Raw genomic sequence first — 23,045 nt, forward strand, 5'->3', positions numbered from 1 at the left:
CGACGGATCCCGGTGGCCGCCCGCCGGGCGGAGGCCACCGGGACCCGCGTTCGTCAGCTGTACCTAGCGCGCCTGTATCCGCGCGCCCCCGGCCTCGTGGACGCCCACGAGGCCGGCGGGCGTCAGGAGGTCAGGAGGTCAGGCTGATCTTGGTGTCGAGGAACTCGTCGGTGTAGAGGTCCGACGGCTTGAGCCCGTCCTTGATCGGCTTGTTCTGCTGGGCGTAGATCGGGGAGAGGATGCCGATCAGGGTCTGGGTGCGGGCGTCGTCGAAGTCGCCGAGGGTCGGGGTCTTGCCGTTGCCGATGATGCCGAGCTCGGCCATGGTCTTGACCGCGTAGTCCGCGACGCCCTGGGTGTAGACCCAGCCGTTGTTGTACTTCGTGACCGCGTCCAGGATGACCTTGTTGGCCGTGGCCGGGTCGGCGATGAAGTCGACGATCGCCTGCTGCATGATCGGGATCAGCTTGGTGAGGCAGGGCTTGAGGGCGTCGAGCTTGTCCGCCCGCACGCCGATCTCCTGCTGGTAGAAGTCGAAGCCCGCGTCGGCGACCAGCTGGTACTTCAGCGGCTTGCCCCAGGAACGGACCTCGTTCTCCCAGGTGTAGGGCTCGGAGGTCGCGAAGCCCTGGACGGCGTACTCGCCACCGGAGGCGACGAAGTTCGTCGGGGTGCCGTCGTAGCTGCCGTCGATCTGGCTCTTCTTCAGGATGCCCTGGCCGGTGAAGTAGTCCATGTACGCGGCGCCCTCGAAGTAGAGCACCTTGGTGTCGGTCTTGCCGATGTCGGCGATCGTCTTGAAGTCCGGGTGCTTCTCCGGCGACCAGCCGATCTCCTGCGGGCTCTTCTCGAGGCCGGCGAGCAGCGCGACGGTCGGGTGGTCCTTCGAGGTCTGGATCTGCTCGTCGGTGCTGATGTAGCCGATCGTGATGTTGGGGTCGGCGTACAGCTGCGACGTGACCGTCTGGAAACCGATCGCCGGGCCGCCGGCACGGATCTCCAGCTTGACGCCGGTGTCCACGCCGCCGTGCGCGACGAGCTCACTGGTGACCGACTTCTTGCCGGTGTTGAACGACGGGTTAGGGCCGAGCAGCTGGTACTGCCCGCCGTGCTCCGACTCGGGGTTCCAGTCAGACTGCAGGACGATGGTGCTCGGGCAGCCGGCCGCCTTCAGGTCGTACTGGGCCGGCACCGCGCCGCCCGCGGACGCAGACGGCGCGGGGCTCGTCGTGTCGTCGCCGCCACAGGCGGCGGCGACCAGGGCGAGCGCGACCGCCGCGGCGGTAGCCGCGACGAGCCTGGTCGGGCGTGGTCTGGTCAACGGAGTCTCCCCCTGGTTTCTCGGGTGGCGTGCACCCGACGGCATCGATGGATATGAACCGTGCCGCGGTGGCGCGGCTGGCGTGACGCGGTGACGCGGGTGGTGCGGCGGAGCGGGTGGAACGGCAGTGGGCGGAGCGGTGGTGCGGACTACGGCGGGACGGACAGCGGGAGGCGAGTGCGAAAGCGGCGCCGCGGCGCACAAACTCGGGAGGGAGCGTTCACGGCGCCGCTGCCGACCTTGTGCCTTGGGGCCGCCGCCTCGGGCGTGACGGAGGCGTGACGGAAGGATCAGCCTCGCTTCGCCTGGTACCAGCGGCCGACGACGCGGCGCGACAGCCAGCCGAAGAAGACGAAGACGGCGATGCCGAGCAGGCTCGCCACCAGCGTCGTCGCCCACAGCCGCTCGCCCTCGAGCCGCGAGCTGTAGACGGACAGGTTGGTGCCGAGCCCGGCGTTGCCCTGCTTGAAGAAGAACTCCCCGACGATCGCGCCGATGACCGACAGCCCCGCGGCGACCCGGAAACCGGAGAACATCGCCGGCAGTGCGGCCGGCAGCTGCAGCTTCCACAGCCTGGTGAGCCGGCCGGTGTGGTGCAGGGTGAACAGCTCGTGCATGCCCCTGTCGACCGACTGCAGGCCGAACAGCGTGTTCGAGACGATCGGGAAGAACGCGATGATGACGCAGACGATCGTCCGGCTGGTGAGCGCGAACCCGAAGAAGAAGCTCAGCACCGGGGTGAGCGCGAGGATCGGCACGGTCTGCAGGACGACCGCCCACGGGTAGAGCGAGCTCTCGATCCACTGCGCCTGGCTCATGAGCACCGCGGCGAGCACCCCGAGGACCATCGAGATCGCCAGTCCGATGAAGGTGACGATGACGGTGTAACGCAGCGCCTCAAGAATGACCTTGAAGTTCGACCAGTCGAGGAAGCCGACCCGGATCACGTCGTGCGGCAGCGGAAGCATGAACCGCTGCTGCTTGGTCAGCGTGAGCCCCGAGACCAGGTACCAGCCGCCGACGAACAGGGCGAACACGCAGAACGGCAGCAGGAACTTGTTGAAGAGCGTCCCGCGCGACCGCGCCCACCAACCACCGGGAGCGCGGGGGGCCACCGGCGGCGCGACCACCTCGCCCGGCGCCGGCCCGACGGCGGGGGTCGCCGCCGTGGAGTCAACGTCAACCGTCATGATCGTCACACGTCCCTGAGGTATTGGGAGACCTCGCCGCACAGCGCGGCGAACTCGGCGCTGTAGCGGATCTCCGGTGCGCGCGGGTAGTCGAACGGGACGGCCACCTCGGCCTTCACCCGGCCCGGCCGGCCACTCATCACCAGCACCCGCCCGGACAGGAAAACGGCTTCCTGCACCGAGTGGGTGATGAACAGCGCCGCGAACCGGCTCTGGATGAACATGCGCAGCAGCTCGTCGTTGAGCCGCTCCCGGGTGATCTCGTCGAGCGCCCCGAACGGCTCGTCGAACAGGAACACGTCCGGGGCCAGCACCATCGACCGGGCCAGCGACACGCGCATTCGCATGCCGCCAGACAGCTCCTGCGGCAGGTGCTTCTCGAAACCGGTGAGGCCGACCAGGTCGATCGCGTCGCGGACCCGCCGGTCGCGCTCCTTCTTGTCCATGCGCTCGAGCTCGGCGAGCAGCCGGACGTTGTCCCAGACAGTGCGCCAGGGCAGCAGGGTGGCGTCCTGGAAGACGTAGCCGACGGACTTTGAATGGACGTCGACCTCGCCGTCGCTCGCCTTGTCCAGGCCGCTGGCGATCCGCAGCAACGTGCTCTTCCCGCAGCCCGACGGGCCGACGACCGTGACGAACTCGCCGGGCGCGACCGCCAGGTCGGCGCCGGTGAGCGCGACCGTGCCGTCCTTGAACTTCTTGCTGACGCCGGAGAAGCGCAGCGCCGCGGTCGTCGCGGGCGGGGGTTCGGTTGTCATCGTCATCGGCTAGGCCTTCGGTTGGAAGGGGGTGGACGAAGCCGTCGACCATGCGGACGCGGCGGAGACGGGCGACGCCCCCGGCGGGGCGGCGAGCTCGGAACGCACCACGGTGCGGGCGACGACCCGGCCGTCGCGCCACACGGTCCGCTCGGCGCCGGCGATGCCGAGGGCGTCGAGCACGTCGGTCGCGGGCATCGCGACCAGGTCGGCGGGCGCGCCGGGCGTCAGCGTCACCGCCGGCAGGCCCATCGCCGCCCGCGGCGCCGCGGTCACCGTGTCCAGCGCCTCGATCGGGTCGAGATGGCCACAGGTGATCATGAGTGCCGCGACCTCCAGCGCGTCGCCGCGGCCGACGGGGTGGAACGGGTCGCGCAGGTTGTCGCCGCCGGCGGCGACCGTCGCCCCGGCGCGCAGCAGCGGCCCGACGGCGGTCAGCCCCCTCGGGGTCGCGACCGGGTGGTCGCGGCCCTGCAGGAACAGGTTCGTCTGCGGCAGCGCGACGACGGCGATGCCGGCCTCGGCGACCCGCTCCGAGATCTCCCGCTGGGTCTCGATCGGCTGCATCGACAGGCTGACGCAGTGGCTCGCCGTCACGCCGTGCGGGAATCCGGTGCGCAGGACCAGGTCGGCCATGGTCCGCAGGCTCAGCGCGGCCGGGTTGAGCGTCTCGTCGGTGTGCAGGTCCATCGGCTTGCCCGCCTCGCCGGCGGCGTCCAGGCAGGCGGCGACGGCCCGGTCCGGGTCGTCCTCCATGTGCGGGCAGCCGCCGGCGACGTCCGCGCCGATCTTGAGGGCCTCGCGCAGCAACGGGCCGGCGGCGTCGTTGACCAGCGCCACCAGCTGCAGGTCGATGACACCGCGCCAGCGCTCCCGGACCTCGATCATCGCCTCCAGGCCCGACAGGCCCACGTCGGAGAGCACGTTGACGTGCGAGCGGATGTGGGTGGTGCCGTAGGCGAGGTGGATGCGCAGCGCCGCCTCGGCCCGGGTGATGATGTCCGCGGGCGTGGTCAGCTCGCGCAGCAGTTCCATCGCGGCGATGGCGCCGGCGAGGTCGCCGGTGAGGTTGGGCCCGAGCGAGGCGGTGAGCGCCTTGTCCAGGTGCGCGTGCGGCTCGACGAACGACGGGAGCAGCACCTGGCCCGACAGGTCGACGTCGTCCGGGCCGAGCCCGCCGGCCGTCGCGGCAGCGTCCGCCGAGGTGCCGGTCGTGCCGGCGCCGGCCGTCCCGGCGGGCAGCACCTGCCCGATCACCCCGTCCGCGATCTCGACGTCGACGATGTCACCCGTCGCCGTCATCGCCGAGCGCAGCCAGCTCATGCCCACCGCCATCCGCCCACAACGCCTCCCAGCTCGCCGGCGCAGGCGACCGCCCGCCTGACCGGCCCCGTCCGCGCCGCCCGCCCTCTGTACACGGTCTGCCCCTTGCGCGTGACTCGTCCGCTGCGGGCGGTTCGCGCCCCGTGTCCCATGGTGAACCGTCTCATGACGGCCCGGCTCCCGTGCCAGCGGCTGCCCGGCGTCGCCCCCGGCGGCCGGGCGGCGCGGCGACGCCGAGCACCCGCCTGGCGATCTCGGCCATCGCCGTGGCGAGCGCCGCCTCCTGGCCGGGTGGGGCGCCGCCGGAGAGGTTCACTCCGTCGACGCCGGGGATCTCCAGCATCCGCTCGGCGAGCTCGGTGCACTCCGCGATCCCGGCAGCCTCGATCTCGGCCGCCTCCACCGCCGTGACGGCCGCGATTCCCGCGCCCGCGGCACCCGCGGCGCCGTTGGCCGGTGGCGCCCACGCGTCGCCAGTGATCCGCTCCAGGTAGCCGGGCGGCAGCCGGGCGCCCGCGAACGAGGCGATCACCGCCGCCGACGCCGCGCTCGTGACGACCGGGACACAGATGAGCACCAGCCCCGTGAAGCCGGCCGCGCGCAGCTCACCGACCGCGTCCGCGACCGGCCCCGGCCCGCCGCAGTGGTCGACGAACACCGCGTCCGCGCCCGCGTCGATCTTGGCGAGCAGCCGGGGGAGCCGCCGCTCCGCCGGGGGCGCGGCGGGGGCGTGCGCGACCGAGCACAGCGGCCCGCCGGAGCGCGCCGCCGCGGCGGCGGCAAGCTCCACGACGCCGACGGAGTCCAGGTCGAAGACCCCCGCGGCGTCCGCCCGGTGGCCGAGCGCGGTGTGGTCGCCGGTGACGCAGTGCAGCGCGACAGCGCCCGCGTCGGCGCAGGCCGCGATCTCGCCCTCGATCGCGACCTGGTTGCGGTCCCGGCAGTTGATCCCGGCCCAGGCGGGGACGCCTTCCTCGGCGAGCAACCGGGCCCGGTAGGAGGGCGGGAACTGGACCCGCGCGCCGCCGTGGTCGCCGAGCAGGCAGGCGTCGGCCGTGCCGGCGAGCGCCGCCGCGCTCGCGCGCAGGCTGGCGGCGGACAGCGGCGCGGCGGGCAGGTCGGCGACGATCACCGGCCGGGTGGCGGCCGCGGCCAGGAACTCGGCGACCCGCGGAGGTCGGCCGGCGGGAGAGCCCGGCGAGTCCCGGCGGCTGGCGGCCGGGACCTGCCCGGCGGGCCCGGCGGGCGCGGCGGGCGCGGCGGCGTAGGGCCAGCCGGCGGGGTCGACCTCGAGGAAGGCGCAGGTCCCGAACCCGGGAACCTCGCAGGACCCGTCCGTGTCGACCCCGGCGCAGGGGCCGTGCGTCATCGTCTTCGGACACCGGGCAGTGGCGGCGCGCCAGCGACCGCCGGTGAAGTCCCCGATGTCGACCACGCCAACACTGTCCAGCACCGCTGGCCGCGTTCGGTTGCGAGACGATCAATTCTAAGTTTCAAGCTTCCAAATTGACCTATCTCACCCCGCCGACCATCGCCAACCCGGCCGCTTCAGGAGGGGTAGTGGTGGTTGGTCGGTGGGCGGAGATTCTCCTTGATGGCGCGCGGACTGGTCCAGCGCAGGAGGTTCAGCGCCGAGCCGGCCTTGTCGTCGGTGCCGGAGGCGCGGGCGCCCCCGAAGGGCTGCTGGCCGACGACCGCGCCGGTTGGCTTGTCGTTGACGTAGAAGTTGCCCGCCGCGAACCGCAGCGCGTCGAGGGCCGCCGCCGCCGCGGCCCGGTCCTGGGCGATGACCGCGCCGGTCAGCGCGTAGCGCGACGCGTCGGGGTCGGCGATCCCGACGAGTACCCGGTCGTAGTCGGCGTCGGCGAAGACGTGGACGGCGAGCAGCGGGCCGAAGTACTCGGTGGCGAACGCCTCGTCCGCGGGGTCGGTGCCGAGGACGATCGTCGGGCGGACGAACCAGCCGCGGCTGTCGTCCGCCAGCCCGCCGGCGACGATCGTCAGCGAGTCGACCCGCCGGGCCCGGTTGATCGCCGCCGTCACCCGGGCGTAGGCGCGGGCGTCGATGAGCGCGCCGCAGAACACCGCGGGGTCGGTGACATCCCCGGTCATGAGCGTCTCGGTCTCGCCGACGAGGCCGTCGCGCATCCGCCGCCACACCGACTCGGGGACGTACGCCCTGGACGCGGCGCTGCACTTCTGGCCCTGGTACTCGAACGCGCCGCGCAGCAGCGCCGCGCGCAGCACGTCCGGGTCGGCCGACGGGTGGGCGAGGACGAAGTCCTTCCCGCCGGTCTCGCCGACCAGGCGCGGGTAGCCGCGGTAGCGGGCGATGTTCTCGCCGACCTGGCGCCACAGGTGCTGGAAGGTTCGCGTCGAGCCGGTGAAGTGGATGCCGGCGAGGTCCGGGTCGGTGAGCGCCACGGCGGAGACGTCGGCACCGTCGCCGGGCAGCATCGAGATCACCCCGGGTGGCAGGCCCGCCTCCGCCAGCAGCCCCATCAGGAAGTGCGCGGCGAGCTGCTGGGTGGGGGAGGGCTTCCACAGGACGACATTGCCCATCAGGGCGGGCGCGGTCGGCAGGTTGCCGGCGATCGAGGTGAAGTTGAACGGTGTGATCGCGTAGACGAATCCCTCCAGGGGGCGGTGGTCCGCCCGGTTCCACACCCCGGCGCCCGACGCCGGCTGGTCGGCGAGAATCTCCCGGGCGAACGCGACGTTGAACCGCCAGAAGTCGACCAGCTCGCAGACGGCGTCGATCTCGGCCTCGTGCGCGACCTTGCTCTGCCCGAGCATCGTCGCCGCGTTCAGCGTGTCCCGCCACCGCCCGGCCAGCAGCTCCGCCGCCCGCAGGAACACCGCGGCCCGGTCGTCGAACCCGAGCGCCCGCCACCCGGGCGCCGCCTGGCGCGCAGCCGCCAGCGCCCCGCGGGTGTCGTCCTGGGTCGCGGCGCGGAACGTCCCGAGCACGTGCTTGTGGTCGTGCGGCATGACGACGTCGACCGCCGCCCCACCCCCGAGCCGTCGCTCCCCGCCGATCGCGGCCGTCAGCTCCACGGGCGCCGCGGCCAGCTCGTCGCACCGCGCGGCGAGCCGCGCGCGTGCCTCGGAGCCCGCCGGATACGTCCGGACCGGCTCGTTGACCGGCCTGGGCACCTGGGTCACCGCGTCCATCGCGCGCCTCCCTCGGGAGCCTCGCGGCTGTCGGTCCGGCCCGGCGGTGGCCCTGGCTCCGTACCCCCGGTCTACTCCGCGCCGTCGCCGATCGCCACCCGCGCCGGCAGACCTTGGCCGACCACGAGCAAGCGTCGTGGCCCGGCCGGATCGTGGCCCGGTCCGGTCGGGGGCCGGGGTTGGGGTCGGCCCGGGGTTGGGCTGGAAGGTTGTTGCTGGTTCGCTCCGTGCGGGCGGCGCGCTCCGGCCCCGTACTCGCTTCGCTCCCACGGGACCTCCGCGCGCCGTCCTCCTGCGCTCACGGGCGCTGCGGCGACCTCGCTGCGGCCCGCCTACGTCGCTGCGCTCGTAGGCGGGCCTCCGCGAGGCGCGCCTCCGCGCCCAGCACGGTTGCGTTCCGCTGTACGTCACCAAACCGACGGCGCAGCGCTCGGATGACTAGCACGTTGCTTCGCTCGTGGGGCGGTCTTCACGCCTGATCGGTATGGGACGCGACCAGTACCCAGTCCGGACTCCACGGGCAAAGCGATGTGGTTCCGGTAGAAGCTGGCCCCGGATCGGGCCGGTCCTGGATTGGTGCCGTTCAAGCGAGAGGCGACCGTGCTGGCGCGGAGGCGCGCCTCCGCGGAGGCCCGCCTACGAGCGAAGCGACGTAGGCGGGCCGCAGCGGAGGTCGCCGGAGCGCATGTGAGCGGAGGAGGACACGGCGCGGAGGTCCCTTGGGAGCGAAGCGAGTAAGGGGCCGGAGCGCCGTGCCCGCACGGAGCGAACCAGAGATTCAGATCAGGCCGAGGGAGCGGATCGCGTCGCGCTCCTCGACGAGCTCGGCGACCGAGGCGTCGATGCGGGTGCGTGAGAACTCGTTCAGGTCCAGGCCCTGGACGATCGTGTACTCGCCGTCCTTGCAGGTCACCGGGAACGACGAGATCAGGCCGGCGGGCACGCCGTAGGAGCCGTCCGAGGGGATGGCCATCGAGGCCCAGTCACCGTCGGCGGTGCCGTTCACCCAGGTGTGGACATGGTCGATCGCGGCGGAGGCGGCGGAGGCGGCCGACGACGCGCCCCGGGCGGCGATGATCGCGGCGCCCCGCTTGGCGACGGTCGGGATGAACTCGTCGGCCAGCCAGGCCTCGTCGACCTGGTCGGCGACGGGCTTGCCCGCGACCTCGGCGTGGAAGACGTCCGGGTACTGGGTGGCCGAGTGGTTGCCCCAGATCGTGATCTTCTTGATGTCCGCGACCCCGACGCCGAGCTTCGCGGACAGCTGCGAGATGGCCCGGTTGTGGTCCAGGCGGGTCATCGCGGTGAAGCGGCCGGCCGGGACGTCCGGGGCGTGCGTCTGGGCGATGAGGGCGTTGGTGTTCGCCGGGTTGCCGACGACCAGGACCCTGATGTCGCTCGCCGCACCCGCGTTGATGGCGGCGCCCTGCGGCTTGAAGATGCCGCCGTTGGCCTCCAGCAGGTCACCGCGCTCCATGCCGGCGGTGCGCGGCCGGGCACCCACCAGCAGGGCCACGTTCGCGCCCTCGAACGCCTTTACCGGGTCGTCGAAGATGTCGACGCCGGAAAGCAGCGGGAAAGCGGCGTCGGCGAGTTCCATCGCCGTTCCTTCGGCAGCCTTGACCGCCTGCGGGATTTCCAGCAGGCGCAGCTTGACCGGGGTGTCCGCGCCGAGGAGCTGCCCGGATGCGATCCGAAAAAGAAGCGCATACCCGATCTGCCCGGCGGCGCCGGTTACCGTCACATTAACAGGTGTACGTGCCATGGCCCGGATGCTATCCTTCCTGGCCCGTCCTCGCCCCTCCCGGAGCCTGTCCACGCCCCGTATGCCAGCGTGGCGCCTGACACAGCCCGCCCGCCCGCGCGGCGCGCGCTGGTCCAGGACCGCGGGCGCGCGTCCTTCCGTATGTACGTACGCCGCCGTCCCGGCGCCGGCCGACCGACGACGCCGGTTGGCTGGGGCACCGCTAGATCGCCCGTGCGGACTCTGGCGAATACGGGCGGTGAGGGGGCCAGTCGCCGTAGCATCCGGATGCGGCCGTGCCGGGCCCCCGCGGCCGGCCAGCGCCGGCTCAGGCCCTGAAACCGCCTGGAGGTCGCGTGACCAGCGTCGCTGAGGGCAGCGTCGTCGACACCACGTCCGGGAAGGTACGCGGGCTCGTCGAGCAGAACGGGACGCTCGCGTTCCTCGGGATTCCCTATGGCGGGCCGACGTCCGGAGCCGGGCGGTTCCTCCCCCCGTCACCGGCCGAGCCGTGGGCGGGCGTGCGCGACTGCGTCGCCTGGGGGCCGCGGTGCAAGCAGTCGATGCTGCGGCTGGGTGCCCGCTACGGCGCGGACGAGCCCGGTGTCGACCGGGCCGCCGCGATCGCGCGCAGCATCGCGCTGGTCACCCTGTCCGGCGGCGGCGACCGGGGACGGGTCAGCGAGGACTGCCTCAATCTCAACCTTTGGACGCCCGCCAGCGACGACGGCCGGCGGCCGGTCATGGTGTGGCTGCACGGCGGCGGCTTCTCCAGCGGCAGCGCGAACAACGCGGCCTACTTCGGCGACCGGCTCGCCCGCCGCGGCGATGTCGTCGTCGTCACCGTCAACCACCGTCTCGGCGTGCTCGGCCACCTGCACCTTGACGGGCTGGGCGGGCAGCGGTGGGCCGGGTCGGGCAACGCGGGGATGCTCGACATCGCCCTGGCGCTGGAGTGGGTCCGCGACAACGCCGCGGGCTTCGGCGGCGACCCGGGCCGGGTGATGGTGTTCGGCCAGTCCGGCGGCGGCGCGAAGGTCTCCGCGCTGCTCGCCATGCCGGCGGCCGCGGGGCTGGTGCACCGGGCGGCGATCCAGAGCGGGCCCAGCCTGCGGGCCGTCACCGCCGAGCACGCCGACCGCGCGGCGCGCGCGCTGGTGCGCGGCCTCGACCTCGACGCCGCGCGCCTGGACCGGATCCAGGAGCTTCCCGTCAGCGCGCTCCTGACGGCGGCCGCCGCCGCGGCCAGGGCGGGTGAGAGCCCCGGCCCGCTCGGGTTCGCGCCCGTGCTCGACGGCGCCGCGCTCCCGGCCCACCCGTTCGACCCGGTCCCGGCGGCGACCCAGCGGGATGTACCGCTGCTGGTCGGCGCCACCGCCGACGAGGTGACGTTCATGTCCGCGTTCAACCCCCGGTTCGGCACGCTGACGATGGCGGACGTCGGCCCGGGCCTCGCCGAGGCCTGGGGCGAGCGGGCCGACCTGCGCGTCGAGCTGCTGCGGGAGCTGCGTCCCTACTGGACGCCGTCGTTCCTGCGGGCCTGGAGCCGGGGTATCGGCTTCCAGGTCGCCACGTCGCTGCTCGCCGAGCGCAAGGCGGCGGCGGGGGGCGCGCCCGTGTTCGCGTACCTGCTCGCCTGGCGCACCTCGGCGCTGGGCGGGATCCTCGGCGCCCCGCACTGCCTGGACCTGCCGCTCGTCTTCGACAACCCCGACCGCGCCCCGATCGGCGGGGAGGCCCCCGACCTGGGCGTTCTCGTCGGCGAGGTGGCCGATGCCTGGATCGCCTTCGCCCGGCACGGCGACCCGAGCCATCCCGGGCTGCCTCCCTGGCCGGCGTACGGCACTCGCGACCGGGCCACGATGGTCTTCGACCGCCCCACCCGGGTGGTGCGCGACCCCGAACCCGAGATCCGCGCCGAGTTCGCCCCGTCGTCGTTGTTCCTTTGACGAGAGAGCCGCCCGCCCACAGGCCCGTCAACCAGGCCCAGCTGGCCGAGACCACGTCCTCTCGGGCGGCCACGGCGGGAGCCGTGCGAAGAGTGGCGAACGGGATGTCCAGGCTCGGCTACACTCAGCCGCAGGCCGTACCAACGTGCCTGAGAACGCGCCCGAGGCGAGCCGAGGTGTTCGCCGGTCAGTGAGTTGTGGCTGGCTTTCCACGGCCCGCGCTGTCTGTTCGGGGAGATGACGTCTTCGGCCCGCCGGTTCCCGAGGGGGAACAGGGCTCGGCTCTCCCCGCAGACCGTCGGCCTGGCCATCCTGCTGGCCGTTGACCGTGCGACGCCTCTCATGCACCGTGATGCGGTCGTGGTTCCGGCTTACTGGTGTTTTTCGGGGTGATGTGTGCGCACAGGCAAGGTCTTGAGGTTCGATCAGGTTCGAGGCTACGGGTTCATCGCCCCGGCAGGGGGCGGGGAGGACATCTTCCTCCATGCCAACGACCTGCTGGTCGACAAGCATCTGGTAACCGCTGGCGTGACCATGGAGTTCGAGGTCGAGCAGGGTGACCGCGGGCCGAAGGCGACCGGCGCGCGGCTGGCGCGCGCGGCCCAGGCCGGCTCGTCGCCGGCCGCCGGGACGGCCGCCGCCGAGGGCCCGGTGCGCGAGGCGGGGGACGACACCGAGGACTTCTTCTACGTCCCGTCGGCGAAGGAGTTCACCCGGGAGATCACCGAGCTCCTGCTGCAGACCGAGCCGACGCTGACCGGCGCGCAGATCCTGGCCGTCCGCCGTGGCCTGACGAGGCTCGCCGAGAAGAACGGCTGGATCGACGGCTAACCGGTCCTCATGTCGGGACGGTGCCGTACCAACGGGCAGGGACCCCGGGCTGGCGCGAAGCGCCAGCCTAAGTCAGCGAGCGCGGGTCCGCGGGCACGTCGACGGCGTGCTCCCGCAGGGCCTCGAGCGGGATGATCTCCAGCGCGCGGGCATTCGTCGAGGCGAGCACCACGGGCGCCGCGGCGCCCGCCCGGTATGCCTGCAGCCAGCGGGTCGCGAGGACGCACCACCGGTCGCCGGGGCGCAGGCCGGGGAAGGCCCACTCGGAGCGAGGGGTGGACAGGTCGTTGCCCACGGCGCGCTGGTGATCGAGGAACTCCTTCGTGACCACGGTGCAGACGGTGTGACTGCCGAGATCCTCCGGTCCGGTGCTGCAGCAGCCGTCCCGGAAGAAACCGGTCATCGGGTCGGTGCCGCACGGCTCCAGAGGGTCACCGAGAACGTTGCGCTCGTCCGTCACGCCCCCAGTGTGCAGGTTCCCTGTCGAGGAGCGCAGCATGGTCCCCGAACGCTGGCGGTGTGACCCCGAGCCCGCGGGAGTGAGGATCCACGGCGGATCGGGAACGAAGGTGGCGGTGGCCGCAACGACGGCGACCGCAACGCTCACAATCTGACGAGGTTGTAAGGTATTCAGCGGTCGACTACCGACGACGACCGCTGCCCGACGGGCGTGGGGCGACAGCGTAGGCCCTCGAGAAGGCCGGCATAGCCGGCCGGTGTCGAGCGGTTGACGCGGAGCGCTGGCACCGATGGCCGTACGGGCGGCGGGAGCCTGACGCCCGGGTGGGTCCCGGCGCGCCGGGCGGCGGCGTGGGCGGGCGGCCATCGGTGTCGTGGACGTTTCGTCGTAGGCGACAGGTACGGGCGACGAGCGCGGTGCGCGGCGGCGGGTGCCGCGGCGTCGCGGAAGGGAGTCGGGCCATGGGGCGGGGTCGGGCCAAGGCGAAGCAGACGAGGGTCGCTCGGGAGCTCAAATACCACTCGCCGTCCATCGATCTCGACCGGCTGCGGGCCGACCTCGGTGGCGCGGCGGACGACGACCTGGACGGCGAGGTCGATGCGACGGTGAGCTCCGGCTGGACCGAGGTGTACGAGCAGGAAGAGGAGGACGACGAGGCGCGCGCCTCCTCCTACTGAACGCGGCGGGGGGGGGGGGGCCGCGGGGGGGCGCCGCGCCCCGCCCCGGGGGCCCGGGGCCCCGGGGCCGCCGCGGCGGGCGCCCACGGCCCCCCCGCCGCGGTCGCCCGCGCCCGGTCATGGCGGCTGGCCATGGGCGGGTCCTGCCGCGGCGTGACGGCGCCGGGTCAGGGCTGGGCGGCGAGGAGATCGCGCAGGATCTCCGCCTGCTCGTTGAGAACGCCGGTGAGGATCAGCCGGGCCTGGTCCAGCAGCCCGGCGATCAGCGGCGTCGCCAGCGCGTAGTAGACAGTCGTGCCCTGCTTACGGGTGGTCACCAGGCCGGCGCGACGCAGCACCCCGAGCTGCTGGGACAGGTGGGAGGCTTCGAGGCCGACCTCGCCCACGAGCTCGCCGACCGAGCGCTCGCTGTCGCGGAGCAGCTCGAGAACGCGGATGCGGGCCGGATGGGCCAGGGAACGAAAGAACTGGGCTTGGAGTTCATAGAGCGGGGTGGCCATCGGACTAGCCACCCTGCCGGCATACCCGGCCCGCCAGTCCTAGCCCGGCCGTGGGGACGCGCCCCCCGGCCCAGACCGATCGAAAAAAGGTTGGTCGACGGGAAGGCAACACCTGCGAATCTTACGACATTGTCAGGTAGCCGGCCCTGACCTCCCAGATCGGCGCTGGTAGTTAGCCGCGGCGCTCTCCACGGCGTGAGGGAGCGCTCGCGCCAGCGGGCTTGTGACGGGTGCGGCGGGAGCTCACCGCGCCGGTTGTCGCGGGTGGGCCGAAACCGCTCGCCTCGCGTCCGGCCGCCTGCTGTTGGCCGGGCGGCAGAGTGCCCGCTGCCGGGGCGGTGCCCGCGGCTGCTCGGACCTGCCGCTCGGTCCGAAGGCCACGGGGTTCGCTGGTCGTTGGTAGCCGTGTCGGCCGAAGCGATGCGAAGTACCGCGAGGTACGCCGATAGCCGTGCGTCCACCGGTAATGGTCGTCAAGGTCTCCTGACGACTCGAACAACGCCTTGCAGTGCAGATCCGCTCGTGGGCACGGATACAGCGTCATGAGCCACCCCTTCCGGCCGCACCGGCGAGAGGCCTCCGGTGACGTGTACCGGGCGCGCGGCCGCCCCGTAAGAGCGGCTACCGCCCGATCGCGCCTCCTTCGGCCCGTGCGCTGCCAGCGCGGGCCCTGTGACATCAAGGGCCTCAGGGCGCACCCGGCCTCACCGCCGTCGCGCCCTTAGGCGTCTACCCGAGAGCCGGACATCCGAAAGCCGCGGCACCCCAGGTCCGGCCTGGCTGCCCCGGTGGAGGCGCTGCCCGGCCCACCTGGTCCGCCCGGTCGGACCGGGTCCAGCCGTCGGCCGAGGCTCCGTTGACGAGCGACCTTCGGCCACCCGGTCGGTCTGCTGAGTGACGTCCGTCTCAATGTTGCCAATAGGTTACCGTGATCAGGTTGTTTCTGTAGCCGATCCGGCGTACGCAAGGCGCCAGGGGCAGACTGTCAGGCATGGCGAACGATTCGACAACCTTCCGGGGGACACCGACCGGATCCGGGTCCATGACCACCGTGACCGCGGCGGAACTGCCGAGCGCGAGTGCTCAGGACGAGGTCGTCGAACTGTGCCGGGACCTGTTGCGGATCGACTCGACCAACCGCGGCAACGGCGACGGGTTCGAGCGCACGGCCGCCGAGTACGTCGCCGCCAAGCTTGCCGAGGTCGGCCTCGAGCCGACGCTGCTGGAGCCCGAGCCGGGCCGTACCAGCGTCATCACTCGGGTCGAGGGCGCCGACCCGAGCCGCCCGCCGCTGCTGATCCACGGCCATCTCGACGTGGTCGCGGCGGACCCGGCCGACTGGACCCACCACCCGTTCGGCGGCGAGGAGGCGGACGGTTGCCTGTGGGGCCGCGGCGCGATCGACATGAAGGACATGGACGCGATGACGCTCGCCGTCGTCCGTGACCTGATGAGGACCGATCGGAAGCCGCCGCGCGACCTGGTCCTCGCGTTCGTCGCCGACGAGGAGGCCGGCGGGCCGCTCGGCGCGAGCTGGCTGGTGAACAACCACCCCGGCCTGTTCGCCGAGTGCACGGAGGCGATCAGCGAGGTCGGCGGCTTCTCCTACACGATCAACGACGACCTGCGGCTCTACCTCATCCAGACCGCCGAGAAGGGCATGGCCTGGATGAAGCTGACCGCGCGCGGCCGCGCCGGCCACGGCTCCATGCTCTCCTCGGACAACGCGGTGACTGCGCTCGCCGAGGCGGTCACCCGAGTCGGCCGGCACCGCTTCCCCATCATCCTGACTCCGACCGTGCACCAGTTCCTCGACGCGGTCGGCGACGCCCTGGGCATCGAGATCGACACCGACGACCTGGAGACGACCGTCGCCAAGCTCGGCGCGCTCGCGCGGATGATCGGCGCCACCATCAGCAACACCGCCAACCCGACCCAGCTGAATGCCGGCTACAAGGTGAACGTGATCCCAGGCGAGGCGACGGCCGGCATCGACGGCCGGTTCCTGCCCGGCCACGAGGAGGAGTTCATCAGCCAGATCGACGACCTGATCGGCCCGGACATCCGCCGCGAATGGGTGGTGCTCGACCGGGCGGTCGAGACGCCGTTCGAGGGGCCTGTAGTCGACGCGATGGCCGCCGCGCTGCGCGCCGAGGATCCCGGCGCCCGCGCCGTCCCCTACATGCTCTCCGGCGGCACCGACGCCAAGTCGTTCTCCCGCCTCGGCATCCGCTGCTTCGGCTTCTCCCCGCTGCGCCTGCCACCTGACCTGGACTTCTCCGGCATGTTCCACGGCGTCGACGAGCGCGTCCCCACCGACGCCCTCCGCTTCGGCGTACGCGTCCTGGACCGCTTCCTGGCCGCCAGCTGATTCCTGGCCGCCGGCTGTGCCAGCGGTGTGAGCGGTCGGGGCGTGCGAGAGTCCACCTGGGGTGCGTTGAGGAGCTGGAACCGGGCATCTTTCCGTTGTCGCAGTGTGTTCTGACCCGTCTCTGGTGACGGGGCCGGGACGAGGCGGCGCGGCGGTCCCACCGGGGCCGCGGGACGGTGACGGGGCCGCGCACGGCCGGCGGTGGCTCGGAGCAGGGGGGCGGAGGCTGGGTGGCGGCGCGACGGCCGGGGCCGATCGGGTGGCTGTTCATCGGGGCGGTGTTGTTGGGACTGGTCGCGGTCATCAGCAGGCCGGACGAGGGCGGCGGCGGGGACCGGAAGGTCGCGCTGTGGGGGGACTCGCTGGCCTGGGAGGCACAGGGGCCGTTCAAGGCGGCGATGACGGCCGCCGGCGGCACGTCCCTCCTGATCCACACGTACGGCGGCACGGCGCCCTGCGACTGGCTCGACGACATGCGCAAACAGTCACGACGGTGGCACCCGACCGTGGCGGTGCTGTCCTTCTCCGGCAACACCGGGTCGCGCTGCATGAAGGGCCGCGACCTCGTCGACGCCTACCGTGACGACGTCACGAAGGCGGTCGCGCGGCTCACCCGGGCTGGCTCCCACGTCCTGCTGGTCGAGGCGCCGCCGCGGCTCGACCAGCCGGTGAGCGACGGCGGGCTCACCCCGCTCGACCAGATCTGGCGTGACATCGCCCGCGACCTGCCGGACACGACCGTCGTGCCCGCGGGCCGGGCGGTGACCATGCCGGACGGCCGGTTCGCGCGGACGCTGCCGTGCCTCCCGGGTGAACAGTGCGAACCCGACGGGGCGGTGACCGTGCGCAGCCCCGACGGGGTGCACTTCTGCCCACGCCAGATGCCACCGGTGACGCCCTGCCCGGTCACGTCGCCCGGCGCGGACCGCTACGGCCGGGCGATGGCCGCGGCGGCGGTCGCGGCCCTCGGCCCGGCCCCGTCGCCGTCGGGCACGCCGCCGCCGTCCGCCCACCGGTCCACGCCGGGCGCGCCGCCGGCACCGGCGAGGGTGACGCGCCGGCGTCCGGACAGGCGGCGAGCGGAGACCCAGAGGGCGGGCGCGGGCCGACGCGGGCCACCGCCGACGGAGAGCTGTGCCGTGAGCACTATCCCGTCGCCGGTCCGTCCGCGCAGGCTTGTCGACGGGTGCGCCCGCCGCGCCCTTCGTACCCGTCGAACGCCCGGGAACTGACCGTTCCGTCCGGGTTCCGCCTCGGCCATGCCACGGGTCGCGAGACCATGCCACGGGTGTGGCCGGCCGGCGGCGCCCGGCGGCGCGTCAGCCCCGGCCGCGCCACCCGACCGCATGATCGAACAGGAGAACGATGGCCACCGTACGCGCACTTGCCATCCCGGCCGCGGGCGCGAGCGTCGAGCCCGCCACCGTCGAGCGGCGCGACCCGCGCCCGGACGACGTCGTCATCGACATCAGGTACGCGGGCATCTGCCACAGCGACATCCACCAGGCCAACGAGGACTGGGGCCCGGTGATCTTCCCGATGGTACCCGGCCACGAGATCACCGGCGTCGTCGCGGCGGTCGGCGCGGCGGTCACGAGGTTCGCGGTCGGTGACCGGGTCGGCGTCGGCTGCTTCGTGAACTCCTGCGGGACCTGCGAGGCGTGCGTGGCGGGCCTGGAGCAGTACTGCGCCGCCCACCCGGTGGCGACGTACAACGGCAGGGACCACGACGGCGCGCCCACCTACGGCGGGTACAGCGAGCGGATCGTCGTGCGGGAGTCGTTCGTGCTGCGGATCCCGGACGCGCTCGCCCTGGACGCCGCCGCGCCGCTGCTGTGCGCCGGGATCACGACCTACTCACCGCTGCGGCACTGGAAGGTCGGACCCGGCTCTCGGGTGGCGGTCGTCGGCCTGGGCGGGCTCGGGCACATGGGCGTGCAGCTCGCGCACGCGCTGGGCGCCGAGGTGACCGTGCTGAGCCAGACGCTGGCCAAGGAGAAGGACGGCCTGCGCCTGGGCGCCGACCGCTACCGGGCGACCAGCGACCCGGTGACGTTCGACGAGCTGCGGGGGAGTCTCGACTTCATCCTGAACACGGTGTCGGCCAGTCTCGACCTGGACGCGTACCTGTCGCTGCTGCGCCTGGACGGGACGATGTGCAACGTCGGCGGCCCGGGCGACCCGCAGAACCACCTCGCGTACTCGCTGATCCAGACGCGGCGCAACCTCGCCGGCTCGAACGTCGGCGGCATTCGCGAGACCCAGGAGATGCTCGACTTCTGCGCGGAGCACGGCATCGCCGCCGAGATCGAGCTGATCGGCGCCGGCGACGTCAACACCGCCTACGAGCGGGTCCTCGCCAGCGACGTCCGCTACCGCTTCGTCATCGACATCGCGACGCTCGCCTGAGCCGGGCGCTGCTTCCTATGGTTGCCTTCCGCTGTGCCTTTTAGTGAGTTGTTTGGTTGGGTTTCAGTCATCCTGATAAGGCGGGGTCCGTCAGGCGCGGCCTGATCTGGGGGGTTGCCTGGCGGCCTGGAAGAGGCGTGGCTTGCTGGGGTGTTGGGGGATCTGGGGTGTGGTGCCGTCGGTCGAGCAACGCCGGGCGGCACCCGGCGGGGTCGCCCCGCTACCCCGCCGCGCTACCTCCCCCAAGGCGGGGTCCGTCAGGCGCGGCCTGATCTGGGGGGTTGCCTGGCGGCCTGGAAGAGGCGTGGCTTGCCGGGGTGTTGGGGGATCTGGGTGTGGTGCCGTCGGTCGCGCAACGCCCGGCGGCACCCGGCGGGGCCGCCGCGCTACCGGCCGCGCTACCTCCCGAGGAGGCGGCGCAGCCACAGGAGGCGGGCGGCCTTGGCCTGGCGGGCGAGGGCGGTCTGGGGGGCGATCATGTCGAAGCCGTGGAAGCCGCCGGGCCAGACGTGCAGCTCGGCCTGGCCGCCCGCCCGCCAGATGCCGCTCGCGTAGGCGACGTCCTCGTCGCGGAAGGTCTCGGCCGAGCCGACGTCGATGTAGGCCGGCGGCAGCCCGGACAGGTCCGTCGCCCGCGCCGGCGCGGCGTAGGGGGACACATCAGGCCCGCCGCGCGCGGGGCCGAGCAGCGCGCCCCAGCCGGTCTCGTTGGCGGAGCGGTCCCAGACGCCGCGGCCGGCCATCTGGACGGCGGACGGGGTGTCGTTGCGGTCGTCGAGCATCGGGGACGTGAGCACCTGGCCGGCGAGCGCCGGGCCGCCCCGGTCGCGGGCGAGCAGCGCCAGCGCGGCGGACAGCCCGCCGCCGGCCGACAGGCCCGCGAGGATGAGGCGGTCGGGGTCGCCGCCGAGCTCGGCGGCGTGGTCGGCGGTCCAGCGCAGGCCGGCGTAGCAGTCCTCGACCGGCGCCGGGTGCGGGTGCTCGGGCGCGAGCCGGTAGTCGACCGAGACGGCCACCAGGCCCAGCTGCTGGGCCCAGTCCAGGACGCCCGGCAGCCCCGTCCGGAAGTCTCCGATGATCATTCCTCCGCCGTGGGAGTGGTAGATCATGGGCTGGGCGGTGCGCGGGTCGGCGCCGGCCGCCTCGATCGTCGCCGCCGTCGGGCGGCAGACGAGCAGCGCCACGTCGGGCGCCCCGGCCGGGCCGGGTACGGACACCTCGCTGATCTCGAACGCCCCGCCCCTGGCCAGGTCGTCGTTCGTCAGTCCGGTCGCGACACCGCCGTCGCCACGTAACCGGGGGATCATGTCCGGGGTGATCGCCGAAGGCAGGAACTCGGCGATCGACTCCACGATGGCGGCCATCTCCGCGTCGAACGGCGGCGGCGGCCCGACTGACGCGGGTTCCGCGCTCGGCGCGGGGACAGGTGGCGTTGCGATCGTCATGGCTGCTCCTCGGCTCCTCTGCTGCCCGGCGGCGAGCGTCGCGGCTGGTCAGCAGCATCCATCCACTGGCGCCGGGGCGCGACAAAACGGGGCGAGCGCTCCCAGCTGGGCAGGCCCGGCCACCCGCGGCTGTCTGTTCGGTCTCGGCGAACAGGCACGGCGGCCGGCGGGGAACAATGACTGGCTCCGATGACTTGAGTCGATCAGTGTCAAGTTCTCTGGGCTTGGCGATGACCGCTCTGTTGACCGTGAGGGATGTGCTTCGTGCCCCAGACTCGTGTGCTGCCTGTTCTGCCGCTCGACGACGTGGTCGTGCTGCCCGGCATGGTCGTGCCGCTCCCGCTCTCCGACGTCGAGACACGCGCCGCGGTGGACGCGGCCAGGGCGTCCGCCCAGTCGCGGTCGCCCGACAACGCCGGCTCGGTAGGCCCGGCTGACGGCCGCAAGGCGCAGGTCCTGCTGACACCTCGACTGGACGGCAAGTACGCGCCGGTGGCCGCGCTCGGCGTCATCGAGCAGGTCGGCCGGCTGCCGGGTGGTGAGCCCGCGGCGGTCGTCCGCGCGGTGGCCCGCGCCCGCATCGGCACCGGCAGCACCGGCCCCGGCGCCGCGCTGTGGGTCGAGGCGACCGTTCTCGACGACGCCGCGGGCGTCGCGACCTCGTCGGGCAAGGTCGCCGACCTCGCCCGTGAGTACAAGGCGCTCGTGACCACCCTGCTGCAGCAGCGCGGCGCGTGGCAGGTCGTCGACTCGGTGACCGCGATCGAGGACCCGTCGGCGCTCGCCGACACCGCCGGCTACGCCCCGTACCTCACCGCCGCGCAGAAGCTGGCGCTGCTGGAGACCGCTGACGTCGCGGCCCGGCTGGAGAAGGTCCTCGGCTGGACCAGGGAGCACCTGGCCGAGCTCGACGTCGCCGAGACGATCCGCAAGGACGTCCAGGAGGGCATGGACCGCCAGCAGCGCGAGTTCCTGCTGCGCCGCCAGCTGGAGGCCGTCCGCAAGGAGCTGCGCGAGCTGTCCGGCAAGGGCGGCGAAGGCGGCGACGGCGCCGGCGACGAGCAGGACGACTACCGGGCCCGTGTCGAGGCGGCCGACCTGCCGGAGAAGGTCCGCGAGGCGGCCCTGAAGGAGGTCGACAAACTCGAGCGGACCTCCGACCAGTCACCCGAGGGCGGCTGGATCCGGACCTGGCTGGACACCGTGCTCGACATCCCGTGGAACGAGCGCACGGAGGAGTCCTACGACCTCGCGGGCGCCCGCGCCGTGCTGGACGCCGACCACGCCGGCCTCGACGACGTCAAGGAGCGGATCGTCGAGTACCTCGCCGTGCGCCGCCGGCGCTCGGACGCCGGCCTCGGCGTCGTCGGCGGGCGGCGCAGCGGCGCGGTGCTGGCCCTGGCCGGCCCGCCCGGAGTCGGCAAGACCTCGCTCGGCGAGTCGGTCGCCCGCGCGATGGGGCGGAAGTTCGTCCGGGTCGCGCTCGGCGGCGTGCGCGACGAGGCCGAGATCCGTGGCCACCGGCGCACCTACGTGGGCGCGCTGCCCGGCCGGATCGTCCGGGCCATCCGCGAGGCCGGCACGATGAACCCGGTCGTGCTGCTCGATGAGGTCGACAAGCTGGGCGCCGACTACCGAGGCGACCCGACGGCCGCCCTGCTGGAGGTGCTCGACCCGGCGCAGAACCACACGTTCCGCGACCACTACCTCGAGGTCGAGCTGGACCTGTCCGACGTGCTGTTCCTCGCGACGGCCAACGTCGCCGAGGCGATTCCCGGGCCGCTGCTGGACCGGATGGAGCTCGTCCGGCTTGACGGGTACACCGAGGACGAGAAGGTCGTCATCGCCCGCGACCATCTGCTGCCGCGCCAGCTCGAGCGGGCCGGCTTCGCCGCGGCGGACGTGACGATCGACGACGGGGCGCTGCGGCTGCTCGCTGGGGAGTACACCCGCGAGGCGGGCGTGCGTGACCTGGAGCGCTCCATTGCCCGGGTGCTGCGCAAGATCGCCGCGAAGGCCGCGATGGGCACACTCAGCTCCGACGCCTCCGGTGCCGGCGCGACCGGTTCGGATGCGGCTGGTGGCGGCGTGCCCGCGGCGAGGGAGGCGGCGCCGGAGGGCGCCGTGACGCTGCCGGTGACGGTCGGCGCGGGCGACCTGGTCGGCTACCTCGGCAGGCCGCGGCACACGCCCGAGTCGGCCGAGCGCACCGCCCTGCCAGGCGTGGCGACCGGGCTCGCGGTCACCGGCGTCGGCGGCGACGTGCTGTTCATCGAGGCGTCGCTGGCCGACAGGGAAAGCGGAGCGACCGGCGGGCTGACGCTGACGGGCCAGCTGGGTGACGTGATGAAGGAGTCGGCGCAGATCGCGCTGTCCTACCTGCGCTCGCGCGGCGCCGAGCTGGAGCTGCCGGTCGGGGACCTGGCCGAGCGGGGCGTGCATGTCCACGTCCCGGCGGGCGCGGTGCCCAAGGACGGGCCGAGCGCGGGCGTCACGATGACCACGGCGCTGGCGTCGCTGCTGTCGGGCCGCCCGGTGCGGGCCGAGGTGGCGATGACCGGCGAGGTGTCGCTGACCGGCCGGGTGCTGCCGATCGGCGGCGTCAAGCAGAAGCTGCTGGCGGCCCATCGGGCCGGCCTCACGACCGTCCTGCTGCCGAGCCGCAACGGCCCGGACCTGGACGACGTGCCGGCGGCGGTGCGCGACGCGCTCACCGTCCACCTGGTCTCCGACGTGCGCGAGGTCCTCGACCTGGCCCTCGAGCCTGCCGCGTTCGACCCGGCGCGGGGCGCCATGATCGCCGCCTAGGCAGCGGCACCCGGTGACCCACGGCCGGGCGGGGGGCGCACGGTCCCCCCGCCCGCCCGCGGCGGCGGGGGGCGTGTGGCGTGGC

General features: G+C 73.2%; 17 protein-coding genes. 7 read left to right on the forward strand and 10 right to left on the reverse strand.

Annotated features, from left to right (window positions below; translation table 11 throughout):
* Positions 1 to 130 precede the first annotated feature (130 nt).
* From QOZ89_RS22780 to QOZ89_RS22810, 7 genes are all read right to left on the reverse strand, one after another.
* A complete protein-coding gene (locus QOZ89_RS22780; protein ID WP_071051618.1) occupies positions 131 to 1,321 on the reverse strand; it encodes a nitrate ABC transporter substrate-binding protein in 1,191 nt (396 codons plus the stop codon).
* A gap of 290 nt (positions 1,322 to 1,611) precedes the next feature.
* Positions 1,612 to 2,511, reverse strand: coding sequence for an ABC transporter permease (locus QOZ89_RS22785; protein WP_071051642.1), 900 nt, complete (start codon positions 2,509 to 2,511; stop codon positions 1,612 to 1,614).
* A 5-nt stretch (positions 2,512 to 2,516) separates the two neighbouring features.
* Positions 2,517 to 3,275, reverse strand: a complete 759-nt coding sequence (locus QOZ89_RS22790) for an ABC transporter ATP-binding protein (protein ID WP_071051619.1) — start codon at positions 3,273 to 3,275, stop codon at positions 2,517 to 2,519.
* A gap of 3 nt (positions 3,276 to 3,278) precedes the next feature.
* The gene (locus QOZ89_RS22795; RefSeq protein WP_312625083.1) at positions 3,279 to 4,604 is read right to left on the reverse strand and encodes an amidohydrolase family protein; all 1,326 of its coding nucleotides are present in this window, start codon (positions 4,602 to 4,604) and stop codon (positions 3,279 to 3,281) included.
* A gap of 151 nt (positions 4,605 to 4,755) precedes the next feature.
* A complete protein-coding gene (locus QOZ89_RS22800) occupies positions 4,756 to 6,045 on the reverse strand; it encodes a methylenetetrahydrofolate reductase C-terminal domain-containing protein (RefSeq protein WP_312625085.1) in 1,290 nt (429 codons plus the stop codon).
* A 95-nt stretch (positions 6,046 to 6,140) separates the two neighbouring features.
* Positions 6,141 to 7,766, reverse strand: a complete 1,626-nt coding sequence (pruA, locus tag QOZ89_RS22805) for an L-glutamate gamma-semialdehyde dehydrogenase (RefSeq protein WP_312625087.1) — start codon at positions 7,764 to 7,766, stop codon at positions 6,141 to 6,143.
* A 778-nt stretch (positions 7,767 to 8,544) separates the two neighbouring features.
* Entirely contained in the window at positions 8,545 to 9,531 is a 987-nt protein-coding gene (locus tag QOZ89_RS22810) for a malate dehydrogenase (protein ID WP_071051621.1), read from the reverse strand.
* 335 nt (positions 9,532 to 9,866) lie between these two features.
* On the opposite strand from QOZ89_RS22810, the gene QOZ89_RS22815 reads away from it, so the two are divergent.
* Complete coding sequence (locus tag QOZ89_RS22815; protein WP_083419379.1) at positions 9,867 to 11,459, forward strand: carboxylesterase/lipase family protein; 1,593 nt, start codon at positions 9,867 to 9,869, stop codon at positions 11,457 to 11,459.
* A gap of 396 nt (positions 11,460 to 11,855) precedes the next feature.
* Positions 11,856 to 12,290: a cold-shock protein gene (locus QOZ89_RS22820; protein ID WP_071051622.1), complete on the forward strand. Its 435-nt coding sequence runs from the start codon at positions 11,856 to 11,858 to the stop codon at positions 12,288 to 12,290.
* A 67-nt stretch (positions 12,291 to 12,357) separates the two neighbouring features.
* On the opposite strand, the gene QOZ89_RS22825 is transcribed toward QOZ89_RS22820, so the two are convergent.
* Positions 12,358 to 12,897, reverse strand: a complete 540-nt coding sequence (locus QOZ89_RS22825) for a DUF2237 family protein (RefSeq protein WP_312625092.1) — start codon at positions 12,895 to 12,897, stop codon at positions 12,358 to 12,360.
* Positions 12,898 to 13,211: 314 nt separating this feature from the next.
* On the opposite strand from QOZ89_RS22825, the gene QOZ89_RS22830 reads away from it, so the two are divergent.
* Positions 13,212 to 13,427, forward strand: coding sequence for a DUF3073 domain-containing protein (locus tag QOZ89_RS22830; RefSeq protein ID WP_071051623.1), 216 nt, complete (start codon positions 13,212 to 13,214; stop codon positions 13,425 to 13,427).
* Positions 13,428 to 13,594: 167 nt separating this feature from the next.
* Here the strand turns inward: QOZ89_RS22830 and QOZ89_RS22835 are convergent, their stop codons facing one another.
* Positions 13,595 to 13,927, reverse strand: a complete 333-nt coding sequence (locus tag QOZ89_RS22835; RefSeq protein WP_071051624.1) for an ArsR/SmtB family transcription factor — start codon at positions 13,925 to 13,927, stop codon at positions 13,595 to 13,597.
* A 1,042-nt stretch (positions 13,928 to 14,969) separates the two neighbouring features.
* On the opposite strand from QOZ89_RS22835, the gene QOZ89_RS22840 reads away from it, so the two are divergent.
* The 3 genes from QOZ89_RS22840 (at position 14,970) to QOZ89_RS22850 (ending at position 18,707) form a co-directional block, all read left to right on the forward strand.
* Positions 14,970 to 16,298, forward strand: a complete 1,329-nt coding sequence (locus QOZ89_RS22840; protein ID WP_312625096.1) for a M20/M25/M40 family metallo-hydrolase — start codon at positions 14,970 to 14,972, stop codon at positions 16,296 to 16,298.
* 230 nt (positions 16,299 to 16,528) lie between these two features.
* Positions 16,529 to 17,530, forward strand: coding sequence for a DUF459 domain-containing protein (locus QOZ89_RS22845; protein ID WP_312625098.1), 1,002 nt, complete (start codon positions 16,529 to 16,531; stop codon positions 17,528 to 17,530).
* A gap of 133 nt (positions 17,531 to 17,663) precedes the next feature.
* Entirely contained in the window at positions 17,664 to 18,707 is a 1,044-nt protein-coding gene (locus QOZ89_RS22850) for an NAD(P)-dependent alcohol dehydrogenase (protein ID WP_071051627.1), read from the forward strand.
* Positions 18,708 to 19,105: 398 nt separating this feature from the next.
* Here QOZ89_RS22850 and QOZ89_RS22855 read toward each other — a convergent pair whose 3' ends face one another.
* Positions 19,106 to 20,152 (reverse strand): alpha/beta hydrolase, encoded by a 1,047-nt coding sequence (locus QOZ89_RS22855; protein ID WP_071051647.1) that lies wholly within the window; start codon positions 20,150 to 20,152, stop codon positions 19,106 to 19,108.
* 264 nt (positions 20,153 to 20,416) lie between these two features.
* Here QOZ89_RS22855 and lon point away from each other — a divergent pair, with 264 nt between their 5' ends.
* Positions 20,417 to 22,960 (forward strand): endopeptidase La, encoded by a 2,544-nt coding sequence (gene lon, locus QOZ89_RS22860; protein WP_312625101.1) that lies wholly within the window; start codon positions 20,417 to 20,419, stop codon positions 22,958 to 22,960.
* The last annotated feature ends 85 nt before the right edge of the window (positions 22,961 to 23,045 follow it).

The organism is Pseudofrankia coriaricola (assembly GCF_032027725.1).
In the GTDB taxonomy this organism is placed as follows: Bacteria; Actinomycetota; Actinomycetes; order Frankiales; family Frankiaceae; genus Pseudofrankia.